This is a genomic window from Micromonospora sp. NPDC049048 (assembly GCF_043197615.1).
Classification (GTDB): Bacteria; Actinomycetota; Actinomycetes; order Mycobacteriales; family Micromonosporaceae; genus Micromonospora.
On the sequence record NZ_JBICTM010000008.1, the window covers coordinates 209,606 to 225,739 of the forward strand.

General features: G+C 69.7%; 14 protein-coding genes. 7 read left to right on the forward strand and 7 right to left on the reverse strand.

Going from position 1 to position 16,134, the window contains the following annotated elements; translation table 11 throughout:
• The first annotated feature begins 42 nt into the window (after nt 1-42).
• From ACGFIG_RS24685 to ACGFIG_RS24710, 6 genes are all read left to right on the forward strand, one after another.
• The gene (locus ACGFIG_RS24685; RefSeq protein ID WP_393006640.1) at nt 43-1,584 is read left to right on the forward strand and encodes a sugar ABC transporter ATP-binding protein; all 1,542 of its coding nucleotides are present in this window, start codon (nt 43-45) and stop codon (nt 1,582-1,584) included.
• Nucleotides 1,581-2,648 carry an ABC transporter permease gene (locus ACGFIG_RS24690; protein ID WP_393006642.1) on the forward strand — a complete coding sequence of 356 codons (1,068 nt, stop codon included), beginning with the start codon at nt 1,581-1,583 and terminating at the stop codon, nt 2,646-2,648. Before ACGFIG_RS24685 ends, ACGFIG_RS24690 begins: the two co-directional genes overlap by 4 nt.
• Nucleotides 2,645-3,637: a galactofuranose ABC transporter, permease protein YjfF gene (yjfF, locus tag ACGFIG_RS24695; protein ID WP_393006644.1), complete on the forward strand. Its 993-nt coding sequence runs from the start codon at nt 2,645-2,647 to the stop codon at nt 3,635-3,637. Before ACGFIG_RS24690 ends, yjfF begins: the two co-directional genes overlap by 4 nt.
• Before the next feature lie 23 nt (nt 3,638-3,660).
• Nucleotides 3,661-5,163 (forward strand): L-arabinose isomerase, encoded by a 1,503-nt coding sequence (araA, locus tag ACGFIG_RS24700; protein ID WP_393006646.1) that lies wholly within the window; start codon nt 3,661-3,663, stop codon nt 5,161-5,163.
• Nucleotides 5,164-5,376: 213 nt separating this feature from the next.
• Nucleotides 5,377-6,369, forward strand: a complete 993-nt coding sequence (locus ACGFIG_RS24705; protein WP_393006845.1) for a LacI family DNA-binding transcriptional regulator — start codon at nt 5,377-5,379, stop codon at nt 6,367-6,369.
• Nucleotides 6,370-6,533: 164 nt separating this feature from the next.
• Nucleotides 6,534-7,427 carry an SGNH/GDSL hydrolase family protein gene (locus ACGFIG_RS24710; protein WP_393006648.1) on the forward strand — a complete coding sequence of 298 codons (894 nt, stop codon included), beginning with the start codon at nt 6,534-6,536 and terminating at the stop codon, nt 7,425-7,427.
• Between the two features lie 196 nt (nt 7,428-7,623).
• Here ACGFIG_RS24710 and ACGFIG_RS24715 read toward each other — a convergent pair whose 3' ends face one another.
• The 7 genes from ACGFIG_RS24715 to ACGFIG_RS24745 form a co-directional block, all read right to left on the reverse strand.
• The gene (locus ACGFIG_RS24715) at nt 7,624-8,934 is read right to left on the reverse strand and encodes a phospholipase D-like domain-containing protein (protein WP_393006650.1); all 1,311 of its coding nucleotides are present in this window, start codon (nt 8,932-8,934) and stop codon (nt 7,624-7,626) included.
• Between the two features lie 70 nt (nt 8,935-9,004).
• A complete protein-coding gene (rph, locus tag ACGFIG_RS24720; RefSeq protein WP_393006652.1) occupies nt 9,005-11,620 on the reverse strand; it encodes a rifamycin-inactivating phosphotransferase in 2,616 nt (871 codons plus the stop codon).
• 183 nt (nt 11,621-11,803) lie between these two features.
• Complete coding sequence (locus tag ACGFIG_RS24725) at nt 11,804-12,313, reverse strand: DUF6301 family protein (protein ID WP_393006654.1); 510 nt, start codon at nt 12,311-12,313, stop codon at nt 11,804-11,806.
• A 7-nt stretch (nt 12,314-12,320) separates the two neighbouring features.
• A complete protein-coding gene (locus ACGFIG_RS24730) occupies nt 12,321-13,937 on the reverse strand; it encodes a hypothetical protein (RefSeq protein WP_393006656.1) in 1,617 nt (538 codons plus the stop codon).
• A 16-nt stretch (nt 13,938-13,953) separates the two neighbouring features.
• Nucleotides 13,954-14,247, reverse strand: coding sequence for a WXG100 family type VII secretion target (locus ACGFIG_RS24735; RefSeq protein ID WP_393006658.1), 294 nt, complete (start codon nt 14,245-14,247; stop codon nt 13,954-13,956).
• Nucleotides 14,248-14,266: 19 nt separating this feature from the next.
• Nucleotides 14,267-14,521, reverse strand: a complete 255-nt coding sequence (locus ACGFIG_RS24740; RefSeq protein ID WP_393006660.1) for a hypothetical protein — start codon at nt 14,519-14,521, stop codon at nt 14,267-14,269.
• A 308-nt stretch (nt 14,522-14,829) separates the two neighbouring features.
• On the reverse strand, nt 14,830-15,522 hold the full coding sequence (locus tag ACGFIG_RS24745; protein WP_393006662.1) for a nitroreductase family protein: 693 nt from the start codon (nt 15,520-15,522) through the stop codon (nt 14,830-14,832).
• Between the two features lie 150 nt (nt 15,523-15,672).
• Here ACGFIG_RS24745 and ACGFIG_RS24750 point away from each other — a divergent pair, with 150 nt between their 5' ends.
• A complete protein-coding gene (locus tag ACGFIG_RS24750) occupies nt 15,673-16,113 on the forward strand; it encodes a VOC family protein (RefSeq protein WP_393006664.1) in 441 nt (146 codons plus the stop codon).
• The last annotated feature ends 21 nt before the right edge of the window (nt 16,114-16,134 follow it).

Genomic DNA, 16,134 nt, shown 5'->3' on the forward strand with positions numbered 1-16,134 from the left:
GGCCCTTCTCGTCACGCCACCATCCAGAAGAGGTCCGATCAGATGACGGGTAGCCGTCCGGTCCTGACCATGACCGGGATCAGCAAGACCTTCCCCGGGGTACGCGCGCTGCACGACGTCGACTTCCGGCTCTTCCCCGGCGAGGTCCACGCCCTGATGGGCGAGAACGGCGCCGGCAAGTCGACCCTGATCAAGGTGTTGACCGGCGTGCACGCCATCGACGAGGGCACCGTCGTGCTCGACGGCGAACCGGTCGCCTTCAGCGGCCCGATGCAGGCGTCGGCCCACGGTGTGAGCACCGTCTACCAGGAGGTCAATCTCTGCGCCAACCTGTCCGTGGCGGAGAACATCTTCATCGGCCGGGAGCCCCGCCGGTTCGGCGCGATCCGCTGGGGCGAGACGCGCCGGCGGGCGCGGGAACTGCTGGCCCGGCTGGACCTCGACATCGACGTCACCGCGCAGCTCGGGACGTACTCCCTGGCGGTGCAGCAGATGGTGGCCATCGCCCGGGCGATCGACGTACGCGCCCGCGTGCTGATCCTGGACGAGCCGACGTCCAGTCTGGACGCCGGTGAGGTCGCCCAGCTGTTCCGGATCATGCGGCAGCTGCGCGACGAGGGCATCGCCATCCTGTTCGTGACGCACTTCCTCGACCAGGTCTACGACATCGCCGACCGCATCACGGTGCTGCGCAACGGCGCCCTGGTGGGGGAGTACCGGACCGAGGAACTGCCCCAGCTGAGCCTCGTCGAGAAGATGATCGGCAGGGAGCTCGACGTCCTGGAGCGCCTCGACGAACAGCAGCGGCGGCCCACTGCCGTCTCCTCCGACGCGGTGCCGCTGGTGGACGCGTCGGCGCTGGGCCGCAGGGGCGCCGTCGCCCCCTTCAGCCTGCGGATCCACGCCGGTGAGGTGGTCGGACTCGCCGGCCTGCTCGGCTCCGGCCGCACCGAGGTGGCGCGTCTGCTGTTCGGTGCCGACCGCGCCGACCACGGCAGGGTCGCCATCGACGGCGGCGGGACGCAGCTGCGCCACCCCGGCCAGGCCATCGACCGCGGCGTCGGGTTCTGCTCGGAGAACCGCCGTACGGAAGGCGTCATCCCCGAGCTGTCGGTGCGGGAGAACATGATCCTCGCGATGCAGGCGGCCCGTGGTTGGCTGCGCCCGATTCCCCGCCGCCGGCAGGACGAGCTGGTCGAGAGGTACGTCCGGGCGCTCAGCATCCGGCCCGCGAACCCGGATCTGCCGGTGCGCAACCTCTCCGGCGGCAACCAGCAGAAGGTGCTCCTGGCCCGCTGGCTCATCACCGAACCGCGGCTGCTGATCCTCGACGAGCCCACCCGCGGGATCGACGTCGGCGCGAAGGCCGAGATCCAGAAACTGGTGGTCCAGCTCTCCGACGACGGCATGGCGGTGCTGTTCATCTCCGCCGAGCTGGAGGAGGTGCTACGGCTGAGCCACCGCGTCGCCGTGATGCGCGACCGGACGATGGTCGCCCAGCTCGACAACGACGACACCCTCGACGCCGACCGCGTCATGCGGGCCATCGCCCGTCACACCAGCGGCGAGGAGGTGTCCCGGTGAACGCCGTCGCCGACCGCCTCCGTCCGCTGACCGGCCACCGCCTGTTCTGGCCGGTGCTCGTGCTGGTGGTCATGATCCTGGCCAACGCGGTCTACCGGCCCGGCTTTCTCTCCGTCGAGGTGAAGAACGGGCAGCTCTACGGCACCCTGGTCGACATCCTCCGGCTGAGCGCACCGCTGATGCTGGTCGCGCTGGGCATGACCCTCGTCATCGCCACGGGCGGCATCGACCTCTCCGTCGGCTCGATCTGTGCCATCGCCGGCGCCGTCGCCTGCCTGCACATCAGCGCGGCGCCCGACCAGAACAGCCCGTCGACCGTGTTCACGGCACTGGCGCTGGCCTTCGGCGCCGCGCTCGCGCTCGGCGCCTGGAACGGGGTCCTGGTCGCCGTCATCGGCATCCAGCCCATCATCGCCACGCTGATCCTCATGGTGGCCGGTCGGGGTGTCGCGCAGTTGGTCACGGAGGGGCAGATCCTGACGATCAACTCCGGGCCGTACCGGGCGATCGGGCTCGGACATTTCCTGACCCTGCCGCTGGCCATCCTCATCGCACTCGGGGTGGCCCTGCTCGTCGCCGCCCTGACCCGTCGTACCGCGCTCGGTCTGATCGTCGAGTCGGTCGGGGGCAACGCCGAGGCGAGCCGGCTGGCCGGCATCCGATCCGGTCGCGTGGTCTTCCTCGTGTACGTGGTCAGCGCCGCCTGCGCCGCGATCGCCGGGTTCATGATGACGGCGAACGTGTCCAGCGCCGACGGCAACGCCGCCGGGCTCTGGGTGGAACTCGACGCGATCCTCGCGGTGGTCATCGGCGGCACCTCACTCGCCGGCGGCCGGTTCTTCCTCGGCGGCACCATCCTCGGTGCGCTGATCATCCAGACCCTCACCACCACGGTCTACGCCATGAACGTCTCGCCGCAGACGGCCCTGCTGTTCAAGGCCGTCGTCGTCATCGCCGTCTGCCTCATCCAGTCACCGGCGTTCCGGGCCAGGTTCCGCCGCCGTGGCGGGAGAAGGCCGGGGTCCGCGGTGCCGCGCCGGGAGAAGGAGCAGGTGCCGGCATGAGCAGCACGCCACTGACCACCGTGCGCACCTGGCGGCCCGGTGTGCCCCGGCGGCACGTCCCGGTCCTGGCCACGCTCGCCCTGCTGCTGGTCATGTACGGCGTCGGCGTGTCCCAGTACCGCGCGTTCTCCAACGTCCAGGTCGTCTTCAACGTCTTCATCGACAACGGGTTCCTGCTGGTCGTCGCGGTGGGCATGACCTTCGTGATCCTCACCGGCGGCATCGACCTGTCGGTCGGCTCCGTCGTCGCGATGACCGCCATGGTGTCGGCGTCGCTGCTGCGGGCCGGGCTGCCGGCGGCACTCGTGCTGGTCGTCGCGCTGCTGATCGGCCCGATCCTCGGGTTCCTGATGGGCTGCGCCATCCACTTCTTCGAGATCCAACCGTTCATCGCCACCCTCGCCGGGATGTTCTTCGCCCGGGGCATGTGCACGTTCATCAGCGACGCGTCCATCCCCATCACCGACGGGTTCTGGACGGCGGTGTCGCAGGAGCGCATCGGCGATCCCCGCGGCAACTTCGTGTCGATCAGCGTGCTGATCGCGTTCGCGGTGGTACTCGTCGCCGCGTACGTGCTCACGTACACCCGCTTCGGCCGCAACGTGTACGCGATCGGCGGCAACCCGCAGTCGGCGTTGCTGATGGGCCTGCCGGTGGGGCGCACCCGGATCGCCGTCTACACCGTCAGCGGGTTGTGCTCGGCCGTCGGCGGCATCCTGCTGTCGTTCTACACGCTCTCCGGCGCGCCGCTGATCGCCGTCGGCATGGAGCTGGACGTGATCGCGGCCGTCGTCATCGGCGGCACCGTGCTCACCGGCGGGTCCGGCTACGTCTTCGGCACCGTGCTCGGGGTGCTGGTGCTCGGCGTGATCCAGACCCTGATCACCTTCGACGGGAGCCTCAACTCCTGGTGGACGAGGATCGTGATCGGTGGCCTGCTCTTCGCCTTCATCCTCCTCCAGCGCCTCGTCGGCATCCGCCTCAAGTGACCGCCCTCTCGGAAGGCAACCGCATGGCAACGCACCCCGAACCCGAGGTCTGGTTCCTCACCGGCAGCCAGGGCCTGTACGGCGAGGACACCCTCCGGCAGGTAGCCGAGCAGTCCCGGCAGATCGCCGCGCGGCTCGACGAGTCGCCGGACATCCCCGTCCGGGTGGTCTGGAAGCCGGTCCTGACCTCCAGCACCGCCATCCTCGACGCGTGCCGGGACGCCGCCGTGCGGGGTGCGGTCGGGGTGATCGCCTGGATGCACACCTTCTCGCCGGCCAAGATGTGGATCGCCGGGCTGGACGCCCTGCAGACGCCGCTGCTGCACCTGCACACCCAGGCCAACGTCCTGCTGCCCTGGGACGAGATCGACATGGACTTCATGAACCTGAACCAGGCCGCGCACGGCGACCGCGAGTTCGGCTTCATCCAGACGCGCCTCGGCGTCGCCCGCAAGACCGTCGCCGGGCACGTCAGCGATCCCCGGGTGACCGTCCGGATCGGCGCCTGGGCCCGGGCCGCGCTGGGCTACTCGGCGATGCGGTCGCTGCGGCTGGCGCGCTTCGGGGACAACATGCGCGACGTGGCGGTGACCGAGGGTGACAAGGTCGAGGCGGAGCTGCGTTTCGGCGTCTCGGTCAACACCTACGGCGTCAACGACCTCGTGGCGGTCGTCGACCAGGTGGCCGACGCGCGGATCGACGACCTCGTCAAGGAGTACGACGACACCTTCCGGGTCGACCCGCAGCTGCGGCCCGGCGGGGCGCGGCACTCGTCGCTGCGCTACGCCGCACGTCTGGAGCTGGGCCTGCGCGCCTTCCTGGACGAGGGCGGCTTCCGGGCCTTCACCACGAACTTCGAGGACCTGGGCGGGCTGCGCCAGCTGCCGGGCATCGCCGTGCAGCGACTCATGGCCGACGGTTACGGCTTCGGCGGGGAGGGCGACTGGAAGACCTCCGTGCTGGTCCACGCGCTCAAGTCGATGGCGGTCGGGGTCGACGGTGGCACGTCCTTCATGGAGGACTACACCTACGACCTCACGCCGGGGGACGAACTGGTGCTCGGCGCCCACATGCTCGAGGTGTGCCCGACGATCGCCGGCGACACCCCGAAGGTCGAGATCCACCCGTTGAGCATCGGCGGGCGTGAGGACCCGGTCCGGTTGGTGTTCGACGCCGCGCCCGGTCCGGCGGTCGTGCTGGGCCTGGCGGACATGGGGGAGCGCTTCCGCCTGGTGGCCAACGAGGTCGACGTGGTGGCGCCGCCGCGTCCGCTGCGCCGGCTGCCGGTCGCGCGGGCCGTGTGGCGGCCCCGCCCGCACCTGGCCGGCTCGGCGGAGGCCTGGATCACCGCCGGCGCCCCGCACCACACCGTGCTGTCCCAGGCCGTGGGCGTGGCGGAGCTGCACGACCTGGCGGAGATGACCCGGACCGAGCTGCTCGTCATCGACGCGCACACCGACCCGCGCCGCCTCGCCGACGAGATCCGGTGGAACCAGGCCTACTACCGGCTCGCCCGGGGGTTCTGACCGGCGGGCGCGTACGTCGGCTCAGCCGCACCCTGGCCGGCGGGAGCGCTGGCGTAGACTGTCGACGTTCCAACCTCGGTCACCCGGCACACGTCGCCGTGGCGGATGGGAGGGCGGATTCAGCACCACGTGGTCCGCTCCCGCCGATTCGACGTGCGCGATCACCGACGGGGCCGGTGGGGAGGAGTGAGGTAGCCCGTGCGCAGTCCAGCGATGACGGACGTGGCCCGCCTCGCCGGCGTCTCGCACCAGACGGTGTCCCGGGTCCTCAACGGGCACCCCAACGTGCGCGAGCAGACCCGGCTCCGCGTCCAGGCGGCGATCGCCGAGCTGGGTTACCGACCCAACCGGGCCGCGCGGGCACTGGTGACCGGCCGGTCCCAGGTGATCGGTGTGGTCGCGCAGAACACCACCCTCTACGGCCCGGCGTCGTTGCTGGCCGCACTGGAACAGGCGGCCGCCGAGGCGGGCTTCGCGGTCAGCGTCGGCAGCGTCAGCGACCTGGACCACCGCTCCATCTCGGCGGCGGTGGAGCGGCATCTGGCGCACCGGGTCGCCGGCGTCGTCGTGATCGCGCCGGTGGAGTCGGCCGGGGAGGCCCTCGAACGACTTCCCCAGGACGTGCCCCTGGTCACCGTCGACGGTGACCCGGGCCGATCGATCCCGCTGGTGACGGTCGACCAGGTCGCCGGCGCCCGGGCCGCCACGCAGCACCTCCTCGACGCGGGGCACCGCACGGTCTGGCACGTCTCCGGCCCGCCGGACTGGTTCGACAGCGCTGGCCGCATCGAGGGCTGGCGGGAGGCTCTGCAACTGGCGGGCGCCGAGGTGCCGCCGTTGGTCCCGGCGGACTGGTCCGCGGCGGCGGGCTACCGGTGCGGGCAGATGCTCGCCCGGATGCCGGAGGTCACGGCGGTCTTCACCGCCAACGACCACCTGGCGCTGGGCGTGCTGCGGGCGTTGCACGAGCACGGCCGACGGGTGCCCGCCGACATCAGCGTGGTCGGCTTCGACGACGTGCCGGAGGCCGCGTACTTCATCCCGCCGCTGACCACCGTGCGGCCCGACTTCGCCGCGGTCGCCCGGGCGAGCCTGGACATGCTGCTCGCCCAGATCGAGTCGCCGAACGCCGCCGGCCCGTTGCGGCAGACCGTCGCGCCGAGCCTGGTCGCCCGCGACAGCGTCGCAGCCCCGCCGCGCCGCTGACGGGCACCGCTTTGCGTGCCCGAGCGCGGCCGGCGCGGCCCGTCCACCTGCGCCCGTGGGGCCGTGCGCGGTGATCGTCGTCATGCCGGCGACAATCATCGATATTGACGTTCGGCGACGGCGCGGACAGAATCACGGCACCCACCATGATCCCTGGAGATGCCATGACCCGTCCCCGCCTGCCATTCCTCCGGGCGGCCAGCCGGCTGGCCGCGTTCACCGCGGCCACCGCCGGTGTGCTGCTGGCCCTCGCCGCACCGGCCAACGCGGCCCTGCCCACCGGTCGCTACGTCGCGCTGGGTGACTCGTTCACCTCCGGCCCGCTGATCCCCACGCAGGTCGACCTCAACTGCATGCGCTCCAACCGCAACTACCCGTCGCTGGTCGCCACCGCCGCCCGCTCGTCGTCGTTCGCCGACGTGAGCTGCTCCGGCGCCACCACCGACGACATCCTGTACGGCGGCGACGGCGCGCTGGGCATCTCGCTGCCGCCGCAGCTCAACGCGGTCACCTCGAACACGGCGCTGGTCACCGTGCAGATCGGCGGGAACGACATCGGCTTCGCCGGCATCATCACCGACTGCGCGGAGGCGAGCCTGCGGAGTCCGCTCGGGTCACCGTGCAAGAACCAGTACACCGCCGGAGGCGTCGACCAGTTGCAGGCCAGGATCGCCGCCACCGCACCGAAGGTGAACGCCGTGCTGCAGGGGGTCCGCCGGGCCGCCCCGAACGCCCGGGTCGTGGTGCTCGGGTACCCGGCGATCCTGCCGGACAGCGGTAACGGCTGCTGGCCGGTGGTGCCGATCGCCTACCAGGACGTGCCGTACCTGCGTGGCATCCAGAAGTCCCTGAACACGATGCTCGCCAACACCGCGGCGGCGAACAACGCCACCTACGCCGACGTCTACGCCCCGTCGGTCGGCTACGACACCTGCAAGAGCAGCGGCACCCGGTGGGTCGAGGGGCTGATCCCGCAGAACGCCGCCGCCCCCTTCCACCCCAACGCCAGGGGTGAGCAGGGCATGGCCAACGCGCTGGTGGCCAAGCTGAACAGCTGACCCGCCGTCACGGGCGGGGGAGAGGCTCGCCTCCGCGCCGGGGCCCGGGCGACGGCCACGAGGGCTGTGCCCGGGCTCCGCACCGGCCGGGGTCGCGACGTCGAGAGATGTCGCCGGCCCACGGGACCGAAGCCCTGCTCCGCCCAACCCGGGCAGAGCAGGGCCGGCTCGGCCGGCGTCAGGCTCAGGGCACCGTTCAGCGGACGGCTCCGCCCCGGGCCCGGCAGATGTCCCGGACGTGCCAGAAGTCGTTCAGGTAGTCGTCGTGCATGCCGCGTCCCATGATCCGCAGCAGCGTCTCGTCAGCCTGCCGCAGGGCCGAGACGGCGTAGTTGTGACTGCCGGTGAAGACCCGCGGCACGATGTCGTCGTCGTACGCGCCGTCGATCAGCATGTACTTGTTGTGGGTCCGGATGTCCAGCCCCGGGCCGACGTTGAAGTTGCACCTGGTGAGCTGGATGTTGCTGCCCAGCGCGTTGAGCACCGCGGTGTTCGCCTCGGTGTAGACGACGTCGACCCAGCAGCCCGCGTTGCGCAGCGCGGTGAGCCGCTTGGCCACCTCGGGTCGGTTGAACGAGTACATGTTGACCCGGATGTCGGTCTGCCGGCGGGTGCCCGCGTCGTCGTAGGTGCACGACGCCACCGAGTTCAGGATGCTGACCACGGTGTCGGTGGCGGGATCGGAGACCGGCTGGCCGGACCGCTCCCGGCGGGGGAAGAAGTGCGCCTTGTAGGTGCTGCCTGTCGGTGTCACCCAGTAGTAGTCGTTGTCGCCGGTCGAGCTGTACCGGTGCGAGCGTAGGTCCGCGAAGTACGTCCGGTAGGCGTTGAATGTCGTGGCGTCGCTGAACGTCACCCCGTTGTTGTACGCCTCGTTCGCGTCCCACCACGTCAGGTTCGCCGAGCCCTGGAACACCACGTTGGACACGGTCGCCCCGGTGTCGAGCACGATCTTCGAGGCGGTCAGGAACTTGTTGTGGTTGTAGGCGGTGACCGTCGAGTCGGTGTACTGGATCGCCCTCGTGCCGATGCAGCCGCGGTCCTGGCTCGGGAACCGGTCCGCGCAGTGCACGATGTACGAGCCGGCGGTGTCCGTCGAGCCGAGGACCGGTTGCAGTCGCTGGAACGGGCGCCCGGTGGCCGAGGCCTGGTCGACGATGATCTTCACCCGGACGCCCCGTTGGTGCGCCCGGATGAGGCGACCGGGGATGTCCGGGGTGGTGGCCGAATCGGTGACATCCGAGAACGAGAAGTGGAACCACGACATCTGGATCTCCTCGCCGGTCGGGACCCGGTCGATGATCCGGGCCAGCTGCGTGAAGATCGCGTTCTGCTCGGCGGCCGAGCCGAGCGGGCGGCTGAACACCGGTTTGTTCATGACGGGGTCGGGCTCGGCGGCGCTGGCCGGCGCGGGGAGCAGGGCGGGGACGCCGCTGGCGGCGAGGACGGTCACGAAGACCAGTGCCGAACGGGTCGCGAGTGGTGAAATAAATCGACGAATAGACATGTACGGATGGTGTCACCGCTCGCGCCCGACCGGCTACCCCGCGCCGGCGCGCCCTCCGGTCGGTTGCCGGTCAGGACAGGATCTCGACGTACCCGTTGGCCGCGTGTACGCGGATCCGCTGCCCGTCCCGGATCAGCCTGGTCGCGTGCTCCACCCCGACGAGGGCCGGCAAGCCGTACTCCCGGGCGACCACCGCCCCGTGGGTCATGAGGCCGCCGACCTCGGTCACCAGCCCGGCGATCGCGACGAACAGGGGTGACCAGCTCGGATCGGTGTAGGCGGTGACCAGGATGTCGCCCGGTTCGAGATCGGCCCGGGCCAGGTCCAGGACGACACGGGCCCGCCCCTCGACGATCCCGCCGGAGACCGGGAGGCCGACCAGCGCGCCCGCCGGCACGCCGTCGCGGCGGTACGCGCCGTTGATGCCCTCACCCTCGGACGTGAGCACCCGGGGCGGCGTGAGCGTCCGGTACGACCGGAACTCCTCCTTCCGCCGGCGGATGAGCTGATCGTCCACCTCGTGCGTACGCACGACGTCGTGCAGTTCCTGGAAGGTGAGGTAGAAGATGTCCTCCTGCTCCGGAAGCACGCCGGCCCGCACGAGGTGCTCGGCCTCTCTCAGCAGGGCCTGCTTGTAGGTGAGGTAGCGGCTGACGATGGCGTACTTCGGATACTCCCGGTACCCGATGAAGGTGCGGACCCGGTCGATCATCCGCTTCGTCTCCAGCGCCTTCCGCTCGCCGTCGGGCTGGGCCCGCAGGCGCTCCAGAACCTCCTGTTCCTTCATCTCCGCCTGCCGGCGCCCCTGCTCGAAGCGCCGCTCGCGGGCGCCCGGCGCGAAGTTCCTGACGTTGTCGAGGATGAGGGGCACGAGCGTGGTCGGGCGTTCGCTCCAGCGTGGCCTGGTGATGTCGATCTCCCCGACGCAGCGCATGCCGTACCTGTCGAGGTAGGCCTGGATGGCGTCGCGCGCTTCCGGGCCGCCGGGCAACGCGGCCAGTTCGTCCAGGAAGCCCTCGTCGTCGGCCTCCTGCAGGAAGGCGACCACCTCCGGGTGCGGACGGATGACGTCGGCGACGTCCAGGAGCGCCAGCCCCATCTCCGACGTGACGTTGTGGGGAGCGGACAGCGTGAGCGTGTCGGCCACGTTCTTCTCGCCCAGCCATGCCTCCAGTTGCTCGTTGAGCCACCACGAGGCATCCATGGCCGCCATCAGCACCTGCATGCTGCGCGGATCGGTCAGCAGTCGCTTGTGTTCCTCGAAGGCCGCCAGGAGGAAGTCGAACAGCGCCGGCCCGGACTTCGTCCCGATGTCGCGCCGCAGGGTGGCGTTGGCGGCCTGGCTTAGTTCGATGAGGTCGGTGACGATGGCCGGGTCGGTCTCGATCGGGGCGGGCGCGTCGCCTGCGGGCGGCCCTGCCGGAGGACCCTGGTCGGGCAGCGGCGAAATGAGGTCGCCACGGTCGACGATGGTCTCCAGCGCGTCCCTCACCAGCGGATCGGACCTTCCCGCGAGCTGGAACAGGGCGGCGCGGCCCGAAGGCGACGCCAGGGCCCGGGTGACGTCGACGAAGAGCCTCCCACCGGCGTCGTGCATGGGCGCGAGGGCCGTCAGCTTCCACACCGAGAGCCCCAGCGGCTTCATGGCGTCGGTCATCATCTGCTGATGCCCCACGGAGAGGTAGACGTGGTTCTCCCCGTCGCGGGCCTCGGGGACGGGGAACAGCGTGGTGATCGGCCGGCTCTGCACGATCTGGAAGTCGTCGTCGACGAGGCACCACTCGATGTCCTGCGGGTGGCCGAAGTGGGCTTCGATCCGCCGGCCCAGCCGTACCAGCCGCACGACCTGTGCATCCGTCAGCGCCGGCTGGTCCTGCCGCGCCGGGTCGACCGCCCGTTCCACCGTCCCGCCGCCCGGTCGGGCGTGGACGGCGAGCGCTTTGCCGGCGATCGCCCGGTGGACGATCTCATCGCCCCGCACCCGGTAGGCGTCCGCGTTCACCAGCCCGGAGACCAGAGCCTCGCCGAGACCGAAGCTGGCCTCCACCGAGGCGACCTTCCGGTGGGACGTCACGGGGTCGGCCGTGAACAGGACCCCGGCCGCCTGCGGGAAGACCATCTTCTGTACGACAACGGCCATGCGGACCGTGCGATGGTCGATGCCGTTGCGTTGCCGGTAGGCCACGGCCCGCTCCGTGAACAGCGAGGCCCAGCATCGGCTGACGTGCTCGAGCACCGCCGCCTGCCCCAGGACGTTGAGGTACGTGTCCTGCTGGCCCGCGAAGGAGGCCGTCGGCAGGTCCTCCGCCGTGGCGCTGGACCGGACGGCGTACGCGGCCCGCTCACCGAGTTCGGTGAGAGCCCGTACGATCGCCGCCGCCACGTCGTCGGGCAGGACGACCGCCTCGATGCTCCGGCGGATCTCCGCACTGAGGGTCCGTACCGTCTCCCGGTCGTCCGGGGCCACCTGCGACAGCTGGGCGAGCCGATCGTCGATCGACGGCACGTCGGCCAGGATCCGCCGGTAGGCGTCCGTCGTCACGCAGAAGCCGGCCGGTACCCGGACGCCGTCGATCCGTGACAACGCCCCCAGGTGCGCGCCCTTGCCGCCGACGATCGCGACATGCCCGTCGTCGACCTCCCGGAGGTCTGACACGTACCGGTTGCTCGACAACGACACACGCATGCCGTACCCCATTTCTTTCCACCGTTCCCGGGCCCGGCCGACGATTCTGCGGCAGGACCCCGGTCTTGCGGCAAGCCCCGGGGTGCGATATACGTTTAAGTGGGACCACAGCCGCTGTTTTTCCGCCGCGAACTGAAACAGTTCTCACAAAGCGTGACGCGCGCTGTCGCACCTCGCCAGTCGTCAGGCGAGGTCCTTGATGACCTGGTCCCACTCGTCCTGGTACTCGTTGGAGGCCCACACCACGGCCACGGCGAACTCGGCGTGCCGGATCTGGATGGTCGACTCGGGGCCACGCCAGTGTGCCGCCGGCGATTCGCCCGACGTACGCCCCGTCGGCGGGCCAAGGACATCGGTGGCGGCGTCGACGGCGTCGGTGAAGGTGTCGTACAGGAAGACCTGCGACTCGACCGGCGGGTCTTCGATGGTCTCCGTCAGCCAGATCATGATGTCGTCGACATGGCCGGCGTCGAAGGTCAGGACGATCTGCTTGTCGCCGACCTCGAATCCGCCGTCGGCAACCGCGCCGAGACCGTCGATGGTCTCCCGGACGTCCCAGTGCATCCGCTCGGCCAGAGCCGGCACCTCGCTGACCGACCAACTCCACGAGGCCGATCCGAGCCGGGTGAACAGCAGTCGGAGTGACGCCATGTCCAGCCGCCGCCAGGTCACTATTCCTCCACCTTCCGGCATCGGTGAATCACCTTACCAAGCGGATCGAACCGCGACGCAGCTTGTCCGGATCGATGACGAATTCCCTGACGGTGATCTCGCAGTCGTCGTTTGTGCGTACCAGCAGATAGCGGATCGAGCCGCGGCCTCCATTTGTGATGGCGGACTGAATCTCGGACCAGAGTTCCGGGTTCTCCCGGAGGACGGGACCCAGCTTGCTGTCCTGTTCGAGTTGTTTACGCAGATAGAGCGCGCTTCCCTGCTCGACCGTCACCTCTGGGCTGTTCGGCTTCCGTGGGTCGGGCGCCTGCGCCTGGCCCAGTCCCGCCCTGCCACCCTTCTCCTCGATCGCGATGAAGGAACCCCGGCGATAGAGCGTGCGGTCGAGGTTGCCCGCGGTGCCCCGCTCGTAGGTCGCGCCCGTCAGAGGCCTCGCGTCGGAGAAGTCCCGCGCCACCACCACGGACCCCCCGGCCGACCCGAGCCGTTCGCTGGTCTGATTGACCCGCCGCTGCAGCCTGAGGAACCGTCGGCCCTCTGTCGCCAACCGCACGTATTCCTGGTTACTGAGGTGGGGCCGCGCCCTCGCCAGGAGAGCGGTGAGCTTGTCCGCGCTGAACCTGTGCATCGCCAGGCCGGCCCCGAGTCTGGTGACGACCGGTGCGATCTCCCGGTCCCACGCCAGATCGCGGAGACGTTTGTATGTCTTGGACATCTTGGCGAGCTTCCGTACGGCGGCCTCCTGCAGGCTGTTTCCGGACGCCGTGAGGCGGTACAGATGGCCCGACACGGCGCGTTCGGACAACTCACCCCGCGGGGGCTTGTTGTCGTCGTGTACGTACTGCTTCGAGTCGCGGAGTCTTCCGTCGTCCGTCCGCCACGCACCCATCCGGTCTTTGATGAAGTGGTTCTTGTCGTCGGGTCCGGCAAAAAGCCGCCGTCTGTACAGCCGGTCCCTCTGTCCGGTCCGCCGGAGGTCGCGCCGTTCGTAGCGCGGGAGTCGGTGATCCCAGGCGTCGGGCAGGCTCTCCACCTGCGGGATCGCCAGCTGGATCAGCTCGACGCACCGCCTCTCGGCCAGGGAGTACTGCTCCAGCACCCTCCGGATCGAATTGCTGGAGTGCTGTCGCTGTAGTTCCCAGTGCTGCGCCTGGGTTCCGATCCGCCAGGCCACCTGCCGTGCCACGGGGTCACGGTTGATCGTCAGCGCCAGCGCGAACTCCGGGTCGAGGCCGCGCCAGACGGGCCTGCCGGGGGGCACCGGCCCGATCAACACGCAGAACTGCGCCAGCAGGGAGCGGTACTGCATGTCCGCCTGCACCGCCCGGGACAGGATGCTCCGGGTGGTAGCCCTGGTCTGGTCGGTCAGGGTCTCGAAGTCATGCAGGATGTCGGCGCATGCGGCATAGGCCGAAGCGATCTTGGCGGCCTCTCCCGGCAGCTCGGACAGGCCCTGCCGGAACACGACGGCGAAGTCCCCTCTCAGCCGCATGCGGTGGCTGCCCGCGGAGACGGCTTGCAGCCGGTTCGCGAGCCGGCGGGCGTAGGCGGTTCGCCGACGCAGCTGCGCGACCATCGTCCGCAGTTCGCCCGGCGAGCCGGGGACGGGGTCGGTGGGCAGGTCGATGGCCTCCCAGACGTTCATGGGTCGGGGACAAGCGTCAGCCGATGCCGCCCGCGAGTCGGTTGTCGAGGTCCTGGTACTCGCGGATCGTGTCGTTGAGGAAGGCCGCCATCCCCTCGAGTCCGTCGATCATGTTCTGCGCGCCGGTCGACCACTGCTGGTAGGAGTCCTGGAAACGTGAGGAGGCGAGTTGGGTGCGGAACTCGCTGGTGACGAGCTGGTCGATCATCGACTTCATGGTCTGGAGCCGCTGAGTCATCTCGGTCTGGCCGGTCCGCAACTGGCCCGCCGCGCGCTGCAGGCCGTCATATCCGATATTGACGTCGACCACGTGTCGTCCCTTCTCCCCATCACTGTTCGGGAGTCGCCAGGTCCGCCTGGATCCGGTCCAACTCCAACTGACCGTCAACGAGGTGGTCGAACCACCGCGCGACGAGGTCCACCGACTCGTGCACGGTGGCGTGTGCCGCCGCCATCCCGCTGACGAAGCCGTGCAGCGCGTCCACGACCGGCTTCGGTTCGACCATCGGTACTCCGTCCGGCTGTTGCCGGGCGGCCGCCAACTCCGCCCGGACGCTGGCGAGTTCCCGCCGGGTCTGATCCACGGCGGCACGATCGAAACCAAACCCCGATGCCATGGTCTGATCAACCTTCCGGCACCTGCACGTGGCCAACGCGGTGATCGCGCTGGGAAACTCATGTCAGGAACCTTTTGATGGACCTTCGTCGACCTCTGAGAACCCTCGACGATACTGGCACCGCAGGAACATGTAAATCGATTCGTGGACCGGTGCGGGGAGGAGCGCCAGGGCGGCTGATTGCGTAACTCACCCGCGGCTGCTGGCGGATCCGGTATCGGTTCGTCGACGTACGCGGCCGGGGGCGGGACGCGTCTGATCACCGGACCGGTTCGTCAGGACGGCGGTGCACTCGGGGCGCGGCTCGGGTCGAAGCCGTCGAGGTGCAGCGCGTGGTCGACCGAGCGGCGCATCGCGGGCCGGAACCTCTCACCCTGGGTGTAGGCGACCGGCAGCAGGCCCACCTGGCGTACCGCGTCCACCGGGATGTCGAGAACCTGTGCGACCTCCGCCTCGAACATCAGGTGCAGGGTGGTCCAGGCCGTGCCGAGGCCACGCGAACGGGCCGCCAGGCAGAAGCTCCACACGGCCGGGATCACGGAACCGAACATGGCGGCCGACATCAGGCGTTCCATCGGACCTGGATCCCACGTGCTCACGCACGGCACCACGAGCATCGGCACCTCGTGCAGGTGCTCGGCGAGATACTCGACCGACGCCATCACGCGCTGCTGGGCGGCGTCGCGCGCCGCGTCCTCCTTGGTGATCTTGTCGGCGGCGAAGGGGAGGTCACGGTAGATGGCGAATGCCTTGCGGTAGATCTCGGCGATCGCCATCCGTTTCACCGGGTCGGAGACGACCACGAAGCACCACGGCTCCAGGTTGGACCCGCTCGGCGCCTGCAGTGCCAGGTCCACGCACTCACGCACCACGTCGAGGGGGACCGGGCGATCGAGGTCGAGTCGCCGACGGACGGCCCGGGTGGTGCTGAGAAGTTCGTCGGTCGAGAGGCCCAGGGTGGCTGGCATGTCTCGAAGAGTAGTGATTCGGCTGGGGCGTGATCTTCTTTGAGCTTGCGGCATCTGGCCGGCCTTCCCGGCCCGTGCCGCCCTCGGACAGCATCCGGCTAAAGGGGCGTTCCCGGATGACTACGAGCCTCTGGCCCTATACTCCGAGATATGACGATTCAGCGGATGGATCACGTCGGCATCGTCGTCGACGACCTGGAGGCTGCTGCTGCGTTCTTCGTCGAACTTGGTATGGAAATGGAGGGCCAGGGGCCGGTCGAGGGTCGCTGGGTGGACCGGGTCGTCGGGCTCGACGACGTGCGGGTCGAGATCGCGATGATGCGGACCCCGGACGGCCATGGTCGGCTTGAACTGACGAAGTTCGACGCCCCGACGGCGTTCAGCGCTGAGCCGAAGGTCGCACCGCCCAACACCCTGGGTATCCGTCGCATCATGTTCGCCGTCGACGACATCGAGGACGTCCTCACCCGGCTGCGCAGTCACGGCGCCGAGCTCCTCGGCGAGGTGGCGCAGTACGAGGACAGCTACCGGCTCTGTTACGTCCGTGGCCCGGAGGGAATCATCATCGCACTGGCCGAGCAGCTCGGCTGAGCCTGCCGGCGGTCGTTCGCC

What these genes read in the sequence shown, in the direction of transcription:
- ACGFIG_RS24750 (WP_393006664.1), top strand. Translation starts at nt 15,673, where the DNA reads ATGACGATTCAGCGGATGGATCACGTCGGCATCGTCGTCGACGACCTG.
- ACGFIG_RS24730 (WP_393006656.1), bottom strand. Translation starts at nt 13,937, where the DNA reads ATGAACGTCTGGGAGGCCATCGACCTGCCCACCGACCCCGTCCCCGGC.
- ACGFIG_RS24745 (WP_393006662.1), bottom strand. Translation starts at nt 15,522, where the DNA reads ATGCCAGCCACCCTGGGCCTCTCGACCGACGAACTTCTCAGCACCACC.
- ACGFIG_RS24685 (WP_393006640.1), top strand. Translation starts at nt 43, where the DNA reads ATGACGGGTAGCCGTCCGGTCCTGACCATGACCGGGATCAGCAAGACC.
- yjfF (WP_393006644.1), top strand. Translation starts at nt 2,645, where the DNA reads ATGAGCAGCACGCCACTGACCACCGTGCGCACCTGGCGGCCCGGTGTG.
- ACGFIG_RS24705 (WP_393006845.1), top strand. Translation starts at nt 5,377, where the DNA reads ATGACGGACGTGGCCCGCCTCGCCGGCGTCTCGCACCAGACGGTGTCC.
- rph (WP_393006652.1), bottom strand. Translation starts at nt 11,620, where the DNA reads ATGCGTGTGTCGTTGTCGAGCAACCGGTACGTGTCAGACCTCCGGGAG.
- ACGFIG_RS24710 (WP_393006648.1), top strand. Translation starts at nt 6,534, where the DNA reads ATGACCCGTCCCCGCCTGCCATTCCTCCGGGCGGCCAGCCGGCTGGCC.
- ACGFIG_RS24725 (WP_393006654.1), bottom strand. Translation starts at nt 12,313, where the DNA reads ATGCCGGAAGGTGGAGGAATAGTGACCTGGCGGCGGCTGGACATGGCG.
- araA (WP_393006646.1), top strand. Translation starts at nt 3,661, where the DNA reads ATGGCAACGCACCCCGAACCCGAGGTCTGGTTCCTCACCGGCAGCCAG.
- ACGFIG_RS24715 (WP_393006650.1), bottom strand. Translation starts at nt 8,934, where the DNA reads ATGTCTATTCGTCGATTTATTTCACCACTCGCGACCCGTTCGGCACTG.